This is a genomic window from Sphingomonas oligophenolica (assembly GCF_039522915.1).
In the GTDB taxonomy this organism is placed as follows: domain Bacteria; phylum Pseudomonadota; class Alphaproteobacteria; order Sphingomonadales; family Sphingomonadaceae; genus Sphingomonas; species Sphingomonas oligophenolica.
This window is the reverse complement of sequence record NZ_BAAAEH010000022.1, coordinates 82,907-100,884: the sequence shown is the minus strand read 5'-3', so window position 1 is coordinate 100,884 and position 17,978 is coordinate 82,907. Positions and strand designations below refer to the sequence as shown.

Below are 17,978 nucleotides of genomic sequence, written 5' to 3'. Positions count from 1 at the left end.
GCCGGAGGCAAGTGTTCCATGTCCGATACCGTTTCGCCTCCTGTACCGATCGATCCGATGGCGTTGCCCGACAAGCGCAAGTTCCTGATTTTCGGGGTGATGGCGTTCGGCCAGTTCATGGCGCTGATCGATATCCAGATCGTCGCCGCCTCCCTGAACGAGGTGCAGGCCGGGCTCTCGGCCGGACCCGACGAGATCAGCTGGGTGCAGACCGCCTATCTGATGGCCGAACTGGTGATGATCCCCTTCGCTGCCTTCCTCGCCCAGGCGCTCTCGACGCGCTGGCTGTTCGTGCTCTCGGCCGGCCTGTTCACCCTGGCGAGCGCCTTGTGCGGGCTGGCCTGGAGCATCGAGACGATGATCGCCTTTCGCGCGATCCAGGGTTTCGTCGGCGGCGCGATGATCCCGACGGTGTTCGCGACCGGTTTCGCGATGTTCTCAGGCAAGCAGCGCGCGATGATCCCGGCGATCCTCGGCATGGTGTCGGTGCTCGCGCCGACGCTCGGGCCGACGGTCGGCGGCTGGATCACCGATGCCGCGGGCTGGCGCTGGATCTTCTACGTCAACGTCGTCCCCGGCGCGCTGGTCACGCTGCTTGCCTTCATGGTGGTCCGGGTCGACCGCAGCAATCCGAAGATGCTCGGCCGCATCGACTGGGTCCATCTCGCCTCGATGGCGGTGTTCCTGGCGGGGCTCGAATATGTCCTCGAGGAAGGCCCGAAAAATGACTGGTTCGGCGATACCGGGATTACCGCCGCCGCCTGGATAGCGTTCGTCGCCTTCCTGCTCTTTCTCGAGCGCTCGTTCCGCTCCGATGGGCCGATCGTGAAGCTCACCCCGTTCCGGAAGCCCACCTTCGCCTTCGCCTGCGTCTTCAACCTCGTGATCGGCTTCGGCATCTATGCGGGCACCTATCTGGTGCCCCTCTATCTCGGCCGCGTGCGCGGCTATAACGCCTCGGAAATCGGCACGACGGTGTTCATCAGCGGCGTCATCCAGTTCCTCGGCGTGCCGATCGCGGCGGGCTTGTCGCAGCGAGTCGATCAGCGGATCATCATCACTTTCGGGCTGAGCCTGTTCGCGGCGGGCCTCTGGCTCTTCTCCTATATGACGCCCGATTGGGGCTTTGCCGCCCTGTTCTGGCCGCAGGCGGTGCGGAGCTTCGCGATCATGCTGTGCATCGTACCGAGCGTTGGCCTCGCGCTCAACGGCTTTGCCGGGCCCGAGCTTCGCTACGCCTCGGGGCTGTTCAACCTGATGCGCAATCTCGGCGGCGCGATCGGCATCGCGCTCGTCAACACGTGGCTCGGCGACCTGACCCGGCTCCACGCGCTCCGGATCAGCGAGCGACTTGGCGCCGCGCCGCGGATCGCTAGCGACACGCTCGCCGGCCTTGCCCATATGATGCAGCAGGTCACGCCGGATCCGGCGCGCGCGGTCCTGATGGCCGAGGCAGTGATGGGCCGCGTCGTCGCCCGTGAAGCGCTGACGCTTGCCTTTGACGATGTGTTCAGGATCATGGCCTGGCTGTTCATCGCCGCGCTGGTGATGGTGCCCTTCTGCCGACCGCCGAAGCAGGTCTCGGGCGAGCCGATCGAGGCGCATTGAAGCCTGTTTGAACCGGGGCGCATCTTTCCTTGCCCCGGGCCTGTCCGCTGCCTAGGGCGTGCGCATCATGCGCAGCCTGCTTCTGAACCGGCATTGTCGCGGCGTCGCCGTAATGCTGGTGGCATGCGCGCTGATGATGCGGATGCTGGTGCCTTCGGGCTTCATGCTCGCGCCGACAGCGAGTGGCTTCCCGACCCTGATCGCCTGCCCCGGACAGGGCCCGATGGCGCCGATGGCGATGCCCGCAATGGCCGGCCACGACATGCACCACAAGGGCGGCGACCAGCACGATAAAAGCGCTGACCATCCTTGCGCCTTCGCCGCTGCCGGGGCCGCAATCGATCTGGCCGCCACCGCTCACCCGGTCGCGCCAGCGATCATGGCGGCTTTCGCGCCGCCCCTGTTCCATGCCTTCACCCGTCCAGGGCTCGGCCTCGCCGCGCCGCCGCCGCCCAAGACCGGACCGCCGATCCTCGCCTGACCGCCATGCCACGCTCTGCGTGCGCCCTGACCCGTCAGTCGAATGGAATGACAATGAACATGCCTCTCTCGCGCGCGCCCTCGCGGCGTGCGCTCGTAGCCGCGTTTGCCGTGCCCTGCCTTCTCGCGCCCGCCACCGCGCGCGCCGAGGACCTCCCCCAGGACATTCTCATCACTGCACAGAAGCTGCAGCAATCGATCGAGAATGCTCCGGCCACCCGCGCGACCGTTACCGCCGACACGATCGCGACGACGATCAACGCAGTGAATGTGGAGGACACGGTCAAATATCTGCCGAGCCTTATCGTCCGCAAACGCCATGTCGGCGATACTCAGGCACCGCTCGCCACACGCACATCGGGCCTCGGTGCGAGCGCGCGTAGCTTGATCTATGCCGACGGCGCTTTGCTCTCGTCGCTGATCGGCAACAACAACACCCTGGCCTCGCCGCGCTGGAGCCTGGTCAGCCCGCAGGAGATCGCGCGGATCGATGTCCTCTACGGCCCCTTTTCGGCCGCCTATCCGGGCAATTCGATCGGCGCGGTGGTGAACATCACGACGCGGCTTCCGGACACGCTCGAAGCGACCGTGACCGCCGGCACCAATGTCCAGATATTCGACCAATATGGCACGCACCAGACGCTGCCCGCCTGGCAGATCGGCGGCACGATCGGCGACCGCTTTGGCCCACTGGCGCTGTTTGCAAGCGTCGATCATGTCGCGAGCAACGGCCAGCCGCTTCAATATGTCACCGCGACCCGCCCCGCCACGACCAGCACCATCGGCGCACCCGTCAACGGCGGCTTCGACGACGTCAACCGGACCAACCTGCCCATCCGCATCCTCGGCGCGAGCGGATTCGAGCATCAGGTCCAGGATCACCTCAAGCTCAAGGCGGCAGTCGACATCGCCTCCGGCCTGCGCGTCACCTATGTCGGCGGGCTGTTCCTCAACCGGACCAACTCGCATGCCGAGACCTATCTGGCCGACGGCGCGAGCGGCCTGCCGCTCTATGCAGGCTCATCGCTCAATATCGGCGGCCGACTCTATACGATTGCGCCGGGCGCCTTTTCGGGCGGCGTCTATCAATATGACGAGCGCCATTGGTCGCACGCACTCTCCGCCACCGGCACCAGCGGCCGGTTCGACTGGCAGGTGATCGGCACGCTTTATGATTTCGATCATGACGAGCAGCGCATTCCGACCACCGCGCTGCCCGGTGCGCAGAGCGGCGGCGCTGGCACCATCACCCGGCTCGACGGCACCGGCTGGAAGACGCTCGACGCCAAGGGCGCATGGACATCCGATGACGCCGCGACTCACCGGGTCAGCTTCGGCGCGCATGCCGACTGGTTCACCCTCGCCAGCAACCGCTATGCCACCACCGACTGGATCAAAGGCAGCGAAGGCGCGCTCAGCCTGCAATCGAAAGGCAAGACCAATATCGTCGCGCTGTGGGCGCAGGATGCGTGGAAACCACTGCCGGCAGTCACGCTGACGCTCGGCGGGCGGTATGAATGGTGGAGGGCCTATGACGGCGTGAACTTCCCGTCGCCCGTGGCGCCCGGAGCGGCGGTCATCCAGCCGCGACTCTCGGCCAACCGCTTCTCGCCCAAGGCATCACTTGCCTGGAGCCCGGATAAAGACTGGACGGTGCATTTCTCCTTCGGCGAGGCTTGGCGCTTCCCGACGGTGGCCGAGCTCTATCAGATCGTGACAACCCCTTCCCCCGGCGCCGTTCCCAATCCGAACCTCAGGCCGGAACGCGCCTTGTCGGAAGAGCTCTCGGTCGAACGCCAAGGCGCTCATGGTTCAGTGCGCCTGTCGTTGTTCAACGAGTCAGTGAAGGACGCGCTGATTTCACAGATCGGCCTGCTCACCATCAGCGGCACGCCAACGCCCGCCACCTTCATCCAGAATGTCGACCGCACCCGCGCGCGCGGCGTCGAACTCGCGTTCCAGCGGACCGACATCGTGCCGCGCGTCGATCTCTCGGGCAGCCTCACCTATGCCGATGCGACGACCCGAAAGGATGCCGCGCTCCCGGCCGCCGAAGGCAGGCTGCTGCCCTCGGTGCCGCGCTGGAAATCCACCCTTGTGGTGACTTGGCGCCCGACCAACCAGGTCTCGCTGACCGCGGCGGGGCGCTATGCGAGCCGGATGTACGGCAGCCTCGACAATAGCGATGTGGTAGGCAACACCTATCAGGGCTTCGACAAATATCTGGTAGTCGATCTCCGCGCGCAATTCCGGGTGACTGAGCATTGGGCGCTTGGCCTGGGCGTCGACAATATCAACAACGACCGATATTTCCTCTTCCACCCCTTCCCGCAGCGCTCCTTCTCGGCTGACATGACATGGCGCCTGTAAAGATCGTCAGCCCGCCAGCGGCCAGAACCAGGCGATGGCCGGCACACCCACCAGGATCACCATGATCGAGAGCGGCAGGCCGAGGCGCCAATAGTCGCCGAACCGGTAGCCGCCCGGGCCCATCACCAGCGTGTTGCACTGGTGGCCGATCGGGGTGAGGAAATCGCACCCGGCGCCTGTCGCCACGGCCATCAGGAACGGGTCGGCATTCAGCCCGAGCTGCTTCGACATCAGCATGGCGATCGGCCCCAGCACCAACACCGTCGGCGCATTGTGCAGAAAGGGCGAGCAGGCCATCGCGGTGACCAGCAGGACACCGAGGACGAGGATGGGCGAGATACCGGTCAGGGCATGGGCGAGCCCCCCGGCTATCAGCGCGCTGCCGCCGGTGTGCTGGATAGCTTCGCTGATCGGCGTCAGCGCGCCGATCAGTACCAGCACTTCGGGTTCGAGCGCCGCATAGGCCTCGCGCATCGGCAACGCGCCTATCACCACGATCAGCACCGCCGCGCCGAAAAAGCCCTCGACCACCGGCACGACACTGAAGGCAATGAGCAGGATCGCCACCAGCAGGATGGCGAGCGGCCCGAACCGCTGCCGCGGATTGCCGAGTTGCACCACGCGTTCGGCGAGCGGGAGCAGCGACAGGTTCCGGACGAAATCCGGAAAGGCGCTTTCGCCCGCCTGGAGCAACAGCACGTCGCCCGCGCGCAAGGTCACCTCGCGAAGCCGCTGCGTGATGCGCTCATTCTGGCGCCCGACCGCCAGCAGCTTCACGCCATAGCGGTCCTGCAGCCGCGCACGCTGCGCGCTCATGCCGACCAGCGCGGAGTCTGGCTGGATCACCACTTCGATCGAGCGGACCTCCTCATTGGACTTTTCCTTGGTGATATCCCTGTCCGACCGGGCCGGAAGCAGGGGCAGCCGCGCAAACAGGGCGGCGAGCGCCTGGTCCTCGCCTTCCAGCACTAGGACTTCGCCGGCGACCAGTTGCGCGTCCGGCAAGGGGGCAGTGCGCCGGCCGTCCTTGCGGACGATGGCGGCGAGCGTAACCTTGTCCTTGCCGAGGCCCAGATCGGCAACGGTTCGCATCCCTTCGGGCAGATCATCCGGGATCGTCGCCTCGGATGCATAGGATTTAGATGCGGCGCTATCCTCGAGATTCTCCCGGCCCTGGCGGTTACGCGGCAGCAGCCGCCAGCCGAAGCTGACCACGACGAAGCCGAGGACGGTCAGCGTCAGGCCGACCGGTGCGAAATCGAACATCCGGAAAGGCTTGCCGATCGCCTCCTCGCGCACCTGGCTGACGATGATATTGGTGGATGTCCCGACCAGGGTGACGAGGCCGCCCAGCAGCGACATGAAGGACATCGGCATCAGCAATGCCGAGACCGAGCTTCGTTCGGAGCGGCCAATCCTGATCGCCGTCGGCATCAGGATCGCCAGCGCGCCGACATTCTTGGTGAAGATCGACAGCAGCGCGGTCGCACCGGCAAGCGCCGGCACCTGTACCGGCAGCGATTTGAGCCGCCTCAGCAACGGTGCAATCGCGGTTTCAAGCACGCCCGAACGCGCGACCGCTGCGCTCACGATCAGCGCTGACGCAATGATGATCACGACGTCGCTGGTGAAGCCGGTAAAGGCGAGCTTGACCGGCACCACGCCGACCACGACCGCAATCAGCAGCGCGACCACCGATATGACGTCGTAGCGGAACCGCCCCCAGGCGAAATTGGCGATCGCACCGGCGATGATCGCGAAGGATAATATCTGTGCGGTCGTCAATGTGGTTCTGCCCCTTGCGCCGGCAGGACACCGTCACCTTGCGTTCGACGCGTCAGAACCGAAAAGGTTCAGTGATCAGGCATCAATTACGCGAAGGGCGCACGATCGCACCTTCGGAAAAAGGGCAGGACTGGCTGGGGCGGCAGGGTTCGATCATATCATCTAATACATTGTTTTATATGAACTATCCTAAATCCAACAAGAGCGAGACCAACAAAAAGACCAACGGCCAACCTGGATTGGATGACACGCAGCGGCACGCGGTGATGTCGGCACCGACCAGCGTAGCCGTTCCCAAGCCCGGTGATCGCACCTCCTCTCCTTCCCCGGTCATCGATGTTCTCTGGGTCACTTAGCGATCTTCAGTGAAGCGCAAATCCGTTGCGGCCGCCTTCGCCCCGTCAATCAAAGCGCGGAATCCGATCGTGTCCCACCATGTGGTAGGACACGATCTAAAATTCGTCGCCGGTCGGAAATCACTCCTCGAAATATTACCGCGCCATCGCACGCGCCTGATCCGGCGTCTTCGGAGCGACGCCAACCGCGAAACGCTGTCGAACCCGCGGATGGCCTATATTGACATTGATGTTCAAATATATATGAATATCAATGTCAATATAGCGGAGGAAATCCCATGAGCCCTTCACCCCTCTCACAGACCAGCCATTCGATCCCTTTGCGCGATCTGCGCTTCAATCGGGAGCCAGCCGGGCATCCCCGGTGGTGGCTTGGCGGCGATCCCGTCGCGACGGCCTTTTTCAATGCGCTTTCCTGTACGTTTCCGGCCGGCGAGAAATTCTTCATGGATAGCGTGCGAGCCTATCGGCGTTCGCTCGATCCCGCGCTCCAGGCCCAGATCGGCGCGTTCATCGCGCAGGAATCGGTGCACAGCCGGGAGCATGCCCATTTCAACAAGCTCGCCGCGGATAGCGGCTATGACGTGGCGAAGCTCGAACGGCGCACCAAGCGCGTGCTCGACTTTGCCCGCACCCGCGGGAAGGAGCATCAGCTTGCCGCGACCTGCGCGCTTGAACATTTCACCGCCATCCTCGCCCATGCGTTGCTGGCAACCGGGGGGAGCGACCTTGCGGGCGCCCCGGAAGAAGCCGCCCGCCTGTGGGGCTGGCACGCAGTCGAGGAGATCGAGCACAAGGCGGTCGCCTATGACACCTTTTTCGCGGCAACGGCCCATTGGTCGCCAGCGCGGCGCTATTTCCTGCGCGTGCGCGCGATGCTGATCGCCACGCTGATCCTCGTCACGACCATGCGTGGCAACATGCGCGACCTGTATCGCGAGGACGGATTGAAGGGGCCGGGAATATGGCTGCGCACGATGCGATTCCTCTGGCGCCGGCCCGGGATATTGCGCCGCGTCTTCCCGGCGTATCTCACCTATTTCAGGCCCGGCTTTCACCCCTGGCAGCATGACGACCGGGGATTGCTCGCTGCGGCGCTGAAGCGTCTCGATCTCGCCGGGGCGGCCGCATGATGGCGGTCCTGGCGGCGGTCGCGCTGCTCGGTGCGGATGTGGCCGCCCCGGTCAATCCGCTGATCGGCCGGTGGCGGACCGAGAAGCGGAACGGGATCGTCGAGCTCGCTCCCTGTGGTCCGGCGATCTGCGGGAAGGTGCTCGACGGAGCGCCGTTGCGCGCGAACCCGGACCAGCGCGATGTCCGGAATCGCGATGCAGCGCTTCGCGCGCGCCGGGTGATGGGCTTGCGCGTGCTGGAAGGCTTCACCGGCGGTCCGCGAACATGGACCGGGGGGCCGATGTACGATCCCGATACCGGCGATGGGGCATCGAGCGGCTATCTGACGCTGCTCAATCCCGACACCTTGCAGGTGAAGGGGTGCATCGTGGCCTTTTTGTGCCGCACCCAGACCTGGACGCGCATCCGCTGATTGTTGGACCGGGTCAGCGCCCGGGCAGGATCAGGGACGGCAGGATCTGGGCGACCAGCCGCCGCCCGGCTTCCGCGTCGAGGCCCAGCATTTCCCGCAATTGGGGCCCGATCACGGCATCGCCGAACGCGCAGATCGCGATAAGCAGCACGATGCTGCGCATTCGATCGTCCGCCGCCGCGTCCTCGGCCAGCTTCTCCCGCACGGCGGCGACCAGATCGAGCACCGCCTGCCGGATCGGCTCGAGATGATCGGACTCGCGCGACAGGACCAGCCACGCGGCCAACTGGCCTGCGCCGCCCTCGTCGAACGCGTCGAATACCTGATCCACCAGCATCGACGGCGCCGCGGAATCGGTCTTCAGGTGTAGGACTGCCTCGTCGAGCGCACCAGCCAGGTCCCGGATCATCGACCCCATCAGGGCGCTCTGCAGGCCCTCGGCCGAGCCGAAATGGTGGATGACATTGGTGTGCGACATGCCGATTTCGCGACCGACATTGGCCAGCGTCACCGATGCCGGCCCGCCTTCGAGCAGCAGCGCCCGCGCAGCGGCCAGGCCTTCCTCGCGCGCTTCCCCGGCCTGCCGCTTGCGGCGTTTCGTGCGAAGCGGTTCGGCATCGGTCATCATTCGGCTCCCGCCCGGCGCCTCGCGCCGAACGGCGCACCGTTAGTGGATCGGGGCACCGGGGATCAACATCAACGTCAGGATCGAAACGACGGCGTTGCCGGCTGTCGCTAAGGCGCCGGCGGCGCGGCCGGGGGCGCCGGGGAATCCCAGATCACGGTGTCGCCCGGCTTCAGCCCGGACAGGATCTCGACGCCATCGGGGCCGACCTGGCCGATCTGCACAGTCACCGGGTGCCGGGCGCCGGTTCCGCGGTCGCGAACCAGGACGGTCGCGGCGGGCGCGGCGCCCTGGACGGCCTGTGGCGGGACGACCAGAGCCATAGGGTTTTGATAGGTGATGACGGCGATGTTCGCGCTCATCCCGATGCGCACCTGGAGCGCCTGGTCGGCAGTGAGCGGATCAAGCCGGGCAGTCGCGGTGAAGCTCGCCTTGCCGCCCGCAGCGCCCTCAGCCGAACTCGCCTCGCCCGCGATTCCGATGATCTTGCCGGTCAGCGCGAAGCCATTGAAGCCCGGGCCGGTGATGGTGACGGCCTGGCCCGGCTTCAGCCGGTTCACATCCGCTTCGTCGAGCCGGAACGAGACGGCCAGTCCGCCGGACCGCGCGATGGTACCGATCAATTGGCCTTGTGACAGGCGAAGGCCGACATGGATCCCGCTGTCGGTGACGTCCGGGCGTACGCTCGGCGGCCGCACGATGATGCCCGCATCCGACGCCCGCACGACAGCGGCGGCAAATTCCGCATTCAGCCGGGCGAGGCGCGCGCGCGTGTTTTCGAGCTCGAGCGTCGCCACCCTGCGGTTGGCGCCCTCGCCGCGGCGAAGCGCCACGCCGAGATCGTCGCGCGCGGCGGCGAGCGAGAGCCGTTGAGTGCGCAGCTGCTGGACCAGCCCATCATATTCGCTGCGCGCAACCAGCCCGCGATCGAGCAGCGCCTTGGTCTCCTGCATCTTGCGCTCGGTGTCGCCCAGCTCGAACGTTGCCGAGGCGGCCGCGCGGCGCGCGCGCGATACCTCCGGCCCACTGGCCCAGTTGTCGATATCCGCGGCGTTCTGCGACGCCTTCAGATAGGCGCTCTCGGCTTCGTTGCGGCGCTGCTCCAGTTCGGAGACGTCGAGTTCGACGAGCACCTGTCCGGGCGTCACGCGCTCGCCATAGGCGAAACCCACTGACTTGACCGTCCCGTCGAACGGGGCGGTAATCCCGATCCCGTCGCCTGGGACGATCGTGCCGGTGAAACTGACCGAAGCGACGAAGGGGCGCCGTGCGACGACCAAGCTCTGCTCGACGAGGCCCGCCCCGGTGGCGGGTGGCGCCGCGCCGCGCGGGACAAGCCACCACAAGGCGAGCAGGCTGATCGCCAGCGCGGCGAGCCACGCCGTGCGCCGGGTGCCGAGGCGCCGCATGGCGCCGCTCAATCGTTCAGGTCGATGCGCCATGTGTCCAGGGTATTCCCGATCTGCTGATCCAGGGCGGTCAGCGCGTTGAGGTAGGTAATGCTGGCGGTCAACTCCTGGGTATCGGCCGCGCGCAGGTCGGTCTGGAACGACAGGACCTCGAAATTGGAGGCGCGGCCGACCTTGAGCTTTTCCTGTTCCAGTTCCAGTGCCTTCGCCGCCAGGTTCCGGGCGCGCCGCGCCGCCTCGAGCTGCTGCCAGTTCGCCTCCACCGTCTGGGCGGCGTCGCGGATTTGCGTCTCCACCGACTGGCAGAGATCCTGATAGCGCAATTCGGCGGTACGGATCGTGGTGGTCGCCTGGATCTCCCGCTGGCGCAGCGAGGGGTCGCCGATCGGGATGTCGAGCTGGAGGCCGACGGCGTGATCGGTGCGTGGGTTGGTCTGTCCGAGCAGTGCGTCGTTCCCCCGCTGGCGCGAGATCGAACCGGTGACCGACAGGTTCCACAAGCGATTGTTGCGCGCGACGATCAGCGCCTGGCGATCCTGCTCGAGCGCCTTGCGCTGGGCGAGGATGTCCATCCGTGAACTCAGGCCGAGGTCGATCACGGCGTCGAGGTCGATCGACATCTGCTCCGCCCGGATGGGATCGCCGGCCACGACATTGGTGCGCGGGTCGACCGCGAGCAGCTGCAGCAGCGAAAGCTGGGCGCTCGCTTTTTGCTGGCGTGCTTGCAGCACCGCCACCTCCTGGTTCGCCAGTCCCGATTCGGTCTGGACGATATCGGCGGCGGCCATCCGGCCGGCGGCAATCAGGGCGCGATTGGTGTCCAGCAGGCTTTGCGTACGCTCCAGCGACAATTGGGCCAGCTGTACCTGCTGCTGCGCGCGCAGCAGGTCGCGATAGGCGAAAATGATCGCGGTGACGGTGTCGGAGACGGTCGACTTCAGCCTGAGATGGTTGATCTGTTCCTGCAGTCGGGCGATCCGCACCGGTGCCAGCGTCACATCGAAACCGGCTCCGCGCAGGAGGGGCTGCGATATCGAGAAGGAGGTCGTGTCGGACAGCGCCCTCGATCCCCCGTCCAGGCGCTGGCGCCGGTCCCAGACAAGGCCCGCGCTCGCCCCGGTCGGGGCGAGCCAGGAGATGCTCGGCGTCATCGCGAGATCGGTCGAGGTAATGCCGCCGACGCGTTGGCGGACGAGATCGGCGGCGAGATCGATCCGCGGACGGAACAGGCTTTCGGCGACGACCAGGTCGAATTTCTGCGCCACGCGCTCGAGATAGGCCGATTTGATCCCGCGATTGTCGCGCAGGCCGAGCGCGACTGCCTCGACAAGGCTGAGCGGGACAGGCTTGCCGCTGGGAACCGGTCGCGCAGGCGGGGACGGGAAGGGGGCGTCGGGCGCGACGCGCTGCGCCCTTGCATGCGGCATCAAGATCGTCTGGAATAAGAAGGCAGCAAGCAGAAGGAGAGAGGCATGAGGATGTTTGCGGCGGGCTTGGCCGCCCTTTCGCTCGCAGCTTGCGCCACGCCGCGCGAACTCCGGCAACCACCCGGCGGGCCGACCCTCGGCCAGCCCGTGGCCGTGCCCGATCTTCCCCGGTATCAGCAGCCTATTCCGCACGAAGCGCCTCGATCGGATCAAGCCGCGCCGCGGTGATCGCGGGATAGAGGCCGAAGGCGAGACCTACCAGGCCTGCGATGCCGGGGCCGAGGGGCAGGACGTAGAGGGCCAGGCTGAAGGTCCAGCCCGAACTCCTGGCAGCGACGAAGGCGGCGAGGACGCCCAGCAAGGCACCCACCGCGCCGCCGAGCACGGCGAGCACACCCGATTCGACCAGGAACATGGTCCGCAGGTCGCGGGGCGTCGCGCCGATCGCCGCGCGCAGGCCGATCTCGCGCCGTCGCTCCATCACGCTCATCAGCATGACGTTCATCACGCCGATTCCGCCGACCAGCAGCGAAATCGCGCCGATCGCAGCGAGCATGCGCGTGTGGACCGCCTTTTGTTCGTTCATGGTCTTGATGATCAGGCGGGCATTGACGATCTGGATCGCTGATGCCGGATTGGCCAGCGCGGCGCTGACTCGCGCCCCGACCGCATCGGCATCCACGCCGGGGCGCAGCCTGATCATCGCCACGTTCGGATCCGGCCCCGGCAGGGCGCGACGCGCGCAGGCAAGCGGGATGAAGACTGCGTCATTATAGTCGGTCGGATTGAGCGATTCCATCACGGTTGGCCCGAGAATGCCGACGACGGTGAACACATAGGCGCCGACGCCCAGCCTGCTTCCCGGGAGCAGTTGGGCGCCCGGTGCCGACAGTTTCTGCGCAGCGCCGTCACCGACCAGCGCCACCAGCCCGCAATCATCGATCGTGCCGAGCAGCCGGCCCCGGCGCAGCGGCAGCCGCGCCATGGCCGCGAGCGCCGGCGGCATCGCGATGATGCCCAGGTCGGCCTGCTGCGCGCCGGCACTGACGGGCAGCCGCCCGGTCGCCATCGGCGTGGCCAGCAGGATATCCGGATCGCGTCCGGGAAGCTGCTCGACCAGGGTGCGGTCCAGCCGGGCGGGCGCCTGCCCGGTCGGGGATGCGCGGACCTGGAGCATGTCGACGCCCATATTGACGAATAACTTCAGCGTTTCGAGCTGGGCGTTGTGGCCAATGTTCAGCATCGCAACGATCGAGGCGGTGCCGATCATGATGCCCAGCAGCGCGAGGATCGACCGCCGCCCCTGCGCGCGGAGATTTGCGAATGCCTCGCCGGCGATCTCGCGCAGGCTGACGCCCTGGTGCGGGGCCGGACCGTCGCTGTTCATGTGATCCCCGTCTCGCGGACGATCCGACCGTCGAGAAGCTCGATCCGCCGTTCGCATTGCGCAGCCAGATCGCGATCATGGGTGACCATCAGGATCGTGACGGCGAGCCGCTGATTCAGATCGCGCAGCAGCGCGACGACTTCCGTCGCGGTGACGCTGTCGAGGCTTCCGGTCGGTTCGTCGGCGAGCAGGAGCCGGGGCTCCCCGATCAGTGCCCGGGCGAGCGCGACGCGCTGGCTCTGGCCACCCGACAATTCGGAGGGAAGATGGTCCGCGCGATTGGCAAGGCCGACCCGCTCGAGCATGGCCAGTGCCAGCAGCCTGCGATTGCTCCGGGCGACGCCGCGATACAGCAGCGGCAGGGCGACATTCTCCCACGCGCACAGCCGGGGGAGCAACTGAAAGGACTGGAAGACGAAACCGATCAGTCGGTTCCGCAACTGTGCCGCTTCTGCAGCGGAGGTGAAATTCGCCCGCACACCGCCAAAGCAGATCTCGCCGCGGTCGGGGCGGTCGAGCAGGCCGATGATATTGAGCAGCGTGCTCTTGCCGGAGCCCGATGGGCCGACGATCGCGCAGAACGCGCCTTGTGGCACAGTAAAGGATATGTCTCTCAATACCGGGATGGACCGTTGCGGCGTTCCATAATCTTTGGCGACATCTGTGAGGCGCAGCAAGAATTACCCCCCTCCTTGCGCCGACCATGATCGCATGGCTCGACTTCGGTCAAGGGAAGAACAAAGACCCAGGAGTCCCGGAGGGCTCCTGGGCATTACAGGTAAACGGGATGTCAATCTGATAGCATATCAGGGATTGGTGATGCTGATCGTCGGATTGACCGTCAGCGTGCCGTTGATGATGCAATTGGCGCTGCCGCTGCCGCCGGTCAGCGTCTGGTTGACGAAGGTGACGGTCTTGGTGGTGTTGTTCCAGGCGCCCTGGATCGTACCGGGCAGGCAGCCGCCGGGCGTGATCGTGCTTGCGGCGACACCGGTGAAGATCAGGTTGGTGCCGTCATAGGTCACGGGCCACGGGAGGTTGTTCAGCGTCACGAGCGGGCACAGGCCGCCGGTCAGCGTCGCGGCCGTCACATTGGCGGAATGGCCGTGGGAAAAGGTCCCATGGGCATCCGGTGCGGCTTCGGGCACCACGATCTTGAACGTGGCGGCGCAGTTCAGGGTGAGGCCCTTCTGCACCGTCAGCGTCCCAGTGGCGGTGAAGGTCCCGGCGGGGGTGTACGTGGTTGCCTGGGCAGCCTGGGCGCTTACCAGCGCCACCGTGCTCAGGAACAGCATGCCAAGTTTTTTCATGTATTGATCCTCTCTTTATTTATTATCGAGTCGCTTCCGAGTCCGTGGAAGCATTCCTAATGATAATACCATCTATAGAATAGTCAAAAATTTATAGTTTCAATATGAATATATTCATTTGGTAGATTTATTGTACAAATATTGCCTTATTCTGAAAGGTCAATCTTTCAGAGCGTCATGTAGTAAGGTAGAGTTTTTGTAATATGCGCAGTTTTACTTTTGTTCACTTGCCATGCGTGTTGTCCCTGTGGTGTTCGGGGCCGGAAAATTCTCGTCGGCGACGGGCGGTGACAAACCGATGCCGATCGTCCGGCCGAAATGGGCGCCGCCGCAGGCCGACGAAGGATATTGGCGGCGCCGGATCGTCATCGTCGCGTACCGCCCTCTAGAATCGCTTGGATACGCTGAACCCGATGATGCGCGGATCGAGGGTGAAGACATTGGCGGTCAGGCCAGTGTCGTCGCTGTTCGTGAAAAAATCGGTGATCGGGGCGCTATCCAACAGATTCTTCACATAGAGTTGGACGGTCAGGCCCGATTTCGGCCTGGCGAGCGTTACGGCGAGGTTGATGTTGTCCCAGCCTTTCAGCCGGTCATAGGCGGTGTTGTAGACCCGCGCGTAGCTCGCGCTTTGGCGATAATAATCGCCGCGGAACGTCAGCTCCAGGTCGCTCAGGAAGAAGGTGTATTGGGCGCCGAGGTTGAATGTCAGATGCGGCGAATTGGGCAGTTCATTGCCCGCGAGATCGGCATCGAATCCCTTGCCCCCGTTGGGCGCCTGGGTGAGCGGGTCGTAGGTGAAGCCCAGGAACTGATCCCAGTGCAGGTTGGTGGCGACATTGGGATTGAAGCTCCCGGTTCGGGCCGATCCGTTGCACAGCGACACCAGCATGAACGTCTTGAGGTCGTCGTCGAAGGGCGAGGAAATGATCCTGTTCACATATTCCGTCGGTGCGATGCAGTTCGACGGTACCTGAAGCCAGGGGCGCAACAGCGTCCAACCCGGATTGCCCTGGGTGCGGTTCATCACGTCGATCGAATGCGCGCCCTTCTTCAGCCGGGTGTTGAGGTAGCCGAGATTGGCGTCGAGACGGAAATGCCGCGACGGCCGCCACGCGCCTTCGAACTCAAGCCCCATGCTGCGCGCGTTGAAATTCTCGTTGAGCGAGATGCGGTCCACGATCTGCGAGACCTGATAGTCCTTATAGTCATAGTAGAAGGCAGTGGCGTTGAGCGTGATCTTGCCGCCCGCCAGGGTGTTCTTCATGCCGATCTCGAACGCGTTGACATATTCAGGCTTGAAGGTCGTCGGGAGCGGCTGATACTGGATGACGGCCGGGTTGATATCGACCCGCGGCGGGTTGGATCCGCCGCCCTTGTAGCCGCGCGATGCGGACGCATAGAGCAGCGTATCGTCGGTGAAGGCCAGGTTCGGCTTCCAGTCCACCACGGCGCGTCCCGTGAAGCGGCCCCATTTCTGGTTGATGTCGGCGAGGGCGGGATAGCCGCTGTTGACCGTGCCACCGGTCGTGCCGCCACCGCCGCCGCCCAGCAGCAACTGGCTCGGAATGGGCGTCGTGGTCTTCTCGTCGGAGGTGTAGCGGGCCCCGAGCGTGACCTTCACGTTCTTCGCGACCTGCCAATAGGTCTCGCCAAAAATCGCCCAGGATTTCGTGCTAACGATATTCTTGCTCAGGAAGTAATTGTGGCCCTGGTTGTTCAGCGCATTGAGCGGGTTGGGATCGACGTAGATGCATTCCCGGTCGGTGGTGTTCGGCGGGCAGGCCGTCGTCGCGACGCGCGTTATGTCCAGATCCCGGTTGTAGTAATATTGAGATATCATGCTGAACAAATTATTGAGGACGTAATAATCATCCTCTGACTTGAAATTGAGATAATTGGCGCCGAGGCTGAAGTTGAACATGCCCGGCGAAGATGACTGCAGTCGCAGCTCCTGCGTCCATTGATGGTTGCGCGATTTGCTGATGTCGATCGACAGCATCCGGTTCGACGGGCCGAGCTGCGGATCGGTATAGACCCCGCCTGGTGTCGGCCCCGTCCCCTGGATCGGCCGGCCGAGCACGTCGGTCAGCGGCTGGGCGGAATCGTTGAAGATCGGATTGGAGACGAAGCGGTTATAGTCCTGCGACGAGTAATAGCGATCCTGGGCGTAGGCGGTTTGCGAGATGAGCTTCAGATTGTCTCCCAGCTTCGCCTCGAGATTGAGTTGGACCACGTCGTTCCGCGCCCGAAAGACGGGGTCGTAGCTGGTGGCGATCTCTCGCAGGTTCTGCGATTGGACGATGCCCGCATAGGGATCGACATTGGTCCCGATGATCTGCACCGGAGCGCCCAGGCTGCCGCCCGAACCCGGCTGGAAACCGAGGCCGATCTGCTTGGCGATGTAGACATAGGCCAGGCTGGAGCCATTGGGGGCGCTATAAGCGGCGTCGCTGTAGAGCGAGCCGGGAAGGCAGCCCTGACTCAGCCGCGCCCGCAACGCATCGGACAGGACGACGCCTCCCACGCTGGCCGGGCCGGGGTCGCGCGTGCACAATTGCTTGCCCGTGCGCGAGCGATCGTCATCCTCGTTGAAATGTTCCCAGATTACGTTCGCCTTGAAGCTGGCGGAGGGTTCCCATTGTGCCGAGAAGCGGGTCGACCACAGGTCGCGGCCATTCACACGCTGCTTGGTAAAGCTGTTATAGTCGAAGCCGTCGCGCTTGGTGAACGCGCCTGCGCCGCGGATGGCGAACGTGTCCCCCAGCGGAATATTGATCATGCCGCTTACCCGGCGCGAATCGAAGCTGCCGATCTCCCCTTTGATTTCGCCCTGGAACTCTTGCGTGGGCAAGGCGGGGATCAGGTTGACGACGCCGCCCGTCGCGTTGCGGCCGTATAATGTTCCCTGCGGCCCGCGCAGCACTTCCACCCGCTCGACATCGAGAAACTCCTGCTCGAACAAGCGATTGCGGATCAGGGGCGTATTGTTGAAGCTCACCGCCACGGCAGGGTCGCTGCTGGCGGAGATTGCCTTCGTCCCAATCCCGCGGATCGAGAAATTGTACATGCTGAAATTGCCCTTGGAGAAATTCACATTGGGCACCGCACGCAGCAGTTCCGATCCGCCTTCGATCTTGCGATCGTCGAGCGCCTGCTTCTTGAAGGCGGAAATCGCGATCGGCACGTCCTGGATGCGCTCCTCGCGCTTCTGCGCGGTCACGATGATATCGAGCCCGTCATTCTGGCCGGCGTCGATGGTGGCGGACTCCTGCGTTCTGCCGGGAGGAGTGGATTGGCTAGGCTCCTGGGCCTCGGCGCGGCGGATGATGAGCACGCCGGAGCGGCCGACCTGAACCGAGAGTCCGGATTTCTGCAGCAACTTGTCGAGGCCGTCGCGCACGCTGAACCTGCCGGTCAATGCGCGGCTGGTCTTGCCGCGAACTGCAACCGAATCGAAGGTAATTTGCTGCCGCGATGCACGCGCAAACGCGTTCAGCGCGTTGCCCAGGTCCTGGGCGGGAATATTGAAGCTGTAGAGTTGTTCCCGCGCTACCGCCGATGCCGGGGCTGCGGCAGCAATGATAGCCGCCATTGACGTTACGGAAACCAGATATCCCCGCAGAGACCTCTGCATCATGCGTTCCTCCCCTATATCGTCGCAGGTCATTTTCG

The 17,978-nt window shown here is 64.7% G+C and carries 16 protein-coding genes; 8 read left to right on the top strand and 8 right to left on the bottom strand.

The genetic code is table 11. The features are described 5' to 3' along the window. Window positions 1–18 precede the first annotated feature (18 nt). The 3 genes from ABD050_RS11760 (at window position 19) to ABD050_RS11750 (ending at window position 4,458) form a co-directional block, all read left to right on the top strand. Window positions 19–1,608: a DHA2 family efflux MFS transporter permease subunit gene (locus tag ABD050_RS11760; RefSeq protein WP_343889529.1), complete on the top strand. Its 1,590-nt coding sequence runs from the start codon at window positions 19–21 to the stop codon at window positions 1,606–1,608. A 67-nt stretch (window positions 1,609–1,675) separates the two neighbouring features. Next, window positions 1,676–2,089 carry a hypothetical protein gene (locus tag ABD050_RS11755; RefSeq protein ID WP_343889528.1) on the top strand — a complete coding sequence of 138 codons (414 nt, stop codon included), beginning with the start codon at window positions 1,676–1,678 and terminating at the stop codon, window positions 2,087–2,089. A gap of 53 nt (window positions 2,090–2,142) precedes the next feature. Then, window positions 2,143–4,458, top strand: coding sequence for a TonB-dependent receptor (locus ABD050_RS11750; RefSeq protein WP_343889527.1), 2,316 nt, complete (start codon window positions 2,143–2,145; stop codon window positions 4,456–4,458). 6 nt (window positions 4,459–4,464) lie between these two features. On the opposite strand, the gene ABD050_RS11745 is transcribed toward ABD050_RS11750, so the two are convergent. Next, window positions 4,465–6,243: an SLC13 family permease gene (locus ABD050_RS11745; RefSeq protein ID WP_343889526.1), complete on the bottom strand. Its 1,779-nt coding sequence runs from the start codon at window positions 6,241–6,243 to the stop codon at window positions 4,465–4,467. On the opposite strand from ABD050_RS11745, the gene ABD050_RS11740 reads away from it, so the two are divergent. The 4 genes from ABD050_RS11740 to ABD050_RS11725 are packed head-to-tail and all read left to right on the top strand — an operon-like array spanning window position 6,243 to window position 8,145. Further along, window positions 6,243–6,599: a hypothetical protein gene (locus ABD050_RS11740; protein ID WP_343889525.1), complete on the top strand. Its 357-nt coding sequence runs from the start codon at window positions 6,243–6,245 to the stop codon at window positions 6,597–6,599. The genes ABD050_RS11745 and ABD050_RS11740 overlap by 1 nt on opposite strands. A 9-nt stretch (window positions 6,600–6,608) precedes the next feature. After that, window positions 6,609–6,881: a hypothetical protein gene (locus tag ABD050_RS11735; protein WP_343889524.1), complete on the top strand. Its 273-nt coding sequence runs from the start codon at window positions 6,609–6,611 to the stop codon at window positions 6,879–6,881. Next, the gene (locus tag ABD050_RS11730) at window positions 6,878–7,732 is read left to right on the top strand and encodes a metal-dependent hydrolase (RefSeq protein WP_343889523.1); all 855 of its coding nucleotides are present in this window, start codon (window positions 6,878–6,880) and stop codon (window positions 7,730–7,732) included. Before ABD050_RS11735 ends, ABD050_RS11730 begins: the two co-directional genes overlap by 4 nt. Further along, window positions 7,729–8,145, top strand: coding sequence for a DUF2147 domain-containing protein (locus tag ABD050_RS11725; protein ID WP_343889522.1), 417 nt, complete (start codon window positions 7,729–7,731; stop codon window positions 8,143–8,145). Before ABD050_RS11730 ends, ABD050_RS11725 begins: the two co-directional genes overlap by 4 nt. A 13-nt stretch (window positions 8,146–8,158) precedes the next feature. Here ABD050_RS11725 and ABD050_RS11720 read toward each other — a convergent pair whose 3' ends face one another. The 3 genes from ABD050_RS11720 to ABD050_RS11710 form a co-directional block, all read right to left on the bottom strand. Then, window positions 8,159–8,770, bottom strand: a complete 612-nt coding sequence (locus tag ABD050_RS11720; protein ID WP_343889520.1) for a TetR/AcrR family transcriptional regulator — start codon at window positions 8,768–8,770, stop codon at window positions 8,159–8,161. A gap of 110 nt (window positions 8,771–8,880) precedes the next feature. Beyond that, entirely contained in the window at window positions 8,881–10,179 is a 1,299-nt protein-coding gene (locus tag ABD050_RS11715; protein WP_343889519.1) for an efflux RND transporter periplasmic adaptor subunit, read from the bottom strand. An 8-nt stretch (window positions 10,180–10,187) separates the two neighbouring features. Further along, on the bottom strand, window positions 10,188–11,444 hold the full coding sequence (locus tag ABD050_RS11710) for a TolC family protein (protein WP_486387570.1): 1,257 nt from the start codon (window positions 11,442–11,444) through the stop codon (window positions 10,188–10,190). On the opposite strand from ABD050_RS11710, the gene ABD050_RS11705 reads away from it, so the two are divergent. Next, entirely contained in the window at window positions 11,364–11,624 is a 261-nt protein-coding gene (locus tag ABD050_RS11705) for a hypothetical protein (RefSeq protein WP_343889648.1), read from the top strand. The genes ABD050_RS11710 and ABD050_RS11705 overlap by 81 nt on opposite strands. Before the next feature lie 163 nt (window positions 11,625–11,787). Here ABD050_RS11705 and ABD050_RS11700 read toward each other — a convergent pair whose 3' ends face one another. The 4 genes from ABD050_RS11700 to ABD050_RS11685 all read right to left on the bottom strand — a co-directional run bounded on the left by ABD050_RS11700 (window position 11,788) and on the right by ABD050_RS11685 (window position 17,898). Then, complete coding sequence (locus ABD050_RS11700) at window positions 11,788–12,993, bottom strand: ABC transporter permease (RefSeq protein WP_343889518.1); 1,206 nt, start codon at window positions 12,991–12,993, stop codon at window positions 11,788–11,790. After that, entirely contained in the window at window positions 12,990–13,610 is a 621-nt protein-coding gene (locus ABD050_RS11695; RefSeq protein WP_343889640.1) for an ABC transporter ATP-binding protein, read from the bottom strand. The genes ABD050_RS11700 and ABD050_RS11695 overlap by 4 nt, the downstream gene beginning before the upstream one ends. A gap of 189 nt (window positions 13,611–13,799) precedes the next feature. Continuing rightward, window positions 13,800–14,303: a hypothetical protein gene (locus tag ABD050_RS11690; RefSeq protein ID WP_343889516.1), complete on the bottom strand. Its 504-nt coding sequence runs from the start codon at window positions 14,301–14,303 to the stop codon at window positions 13,800–13,802. 385 nt (window positions 14,304–14,688) lie between these two features. Next, entirely contained in the window at window positions 14,689–17,898 is a 3,210-nt protein-coding gene (locus tag ABD050_RS11685) for a TonB-dependent receptor (protein ID WP_343889515.1), read from the bottom strand. Window positions 17,899–17,978: the final 80 nt, after the last annotated feature.

Bases quoted from the DNA above. Each gene is read 5' to 3' on its own strand.
- ABD050_RS11760 (WP_343889529.1), top strand. From the start codon at position 19: ATGTCCGATACCGTTTCGCCTCCTGTACCGATCGATCCGATGGCGTTG.
- ABD050_RS11755 (WP_343889528.1), top strand. From the start codon at position 1,676: ATGCGCAGCCTGCTTCTGAACCGGCATTGTCGCGGCGTCGCCGTAATG.
- ABD050_RS11750 (WP_343889527.1), top strand. From the start codon at position 2,143: ATGAACATGCCTCTCTCGCGCGCGCCCTCGCGGCGTGCGCTCGTAGCC.
- ABD050_RS11740 (WP_343889525.1), top strand. From the start codon at position 6,243: ATGTGGTTCTGCCCCTTGCGCCGGCAGGACACCGTCACCTTGCGTTCG.
- ABD050_RS11730 (WP_343889523.1), top strand. From the start codon at position 6,878: ATGAGCCCTTCACCCCTCTCACAGACCAGCCATTCGATCCCTTTGCGC.
- ABD050_RS11725 (WP_343889522.1), top strand. From the start codon at position 7,729: ATGATGGCGGTCCTGGCGGCGGTCGCGCTGCTCGGTGCGGATGTGGCC.
- ABD050_RS11720 (WP_343889520.1), bottom strand. From the start codon at position 8,770: ATGACCGATGCCGAACCGCTTCGCACGAAACGCCGCAAGCGGCAGGCC.
- ABD050_RS11715 (WP_343889519.1), bottom strand. From the start codon at position 10,179: ATGCGGCGCCTCGGCACCCGGCGCACGGCGTGGCTCGCCGCGCTGGCG.
- ABD050_RS11700 (WP_343889518.1), bottom strand. From the start codon at position 12,993: ATGAACAGCGACGGTCCGGCCCCGCACCAGGGCGTCAGCCTGCGCGAG.
- ABD050_RS11690 (WP_343889516.1), bottom strand. From the start codon at position 14,303: ATGAAAAAACTTGGCATGCTGTTCCTGAGCACGGTGGCGCTGGTAAGC.
- ABD050_RS11685 (WP_343889515.1), bottom strand. From the start codon at position 17,898: ATGGCGGCTATCATTGCTGCCGCAGCCCCGGCATCGGCGGTAGCGCGG.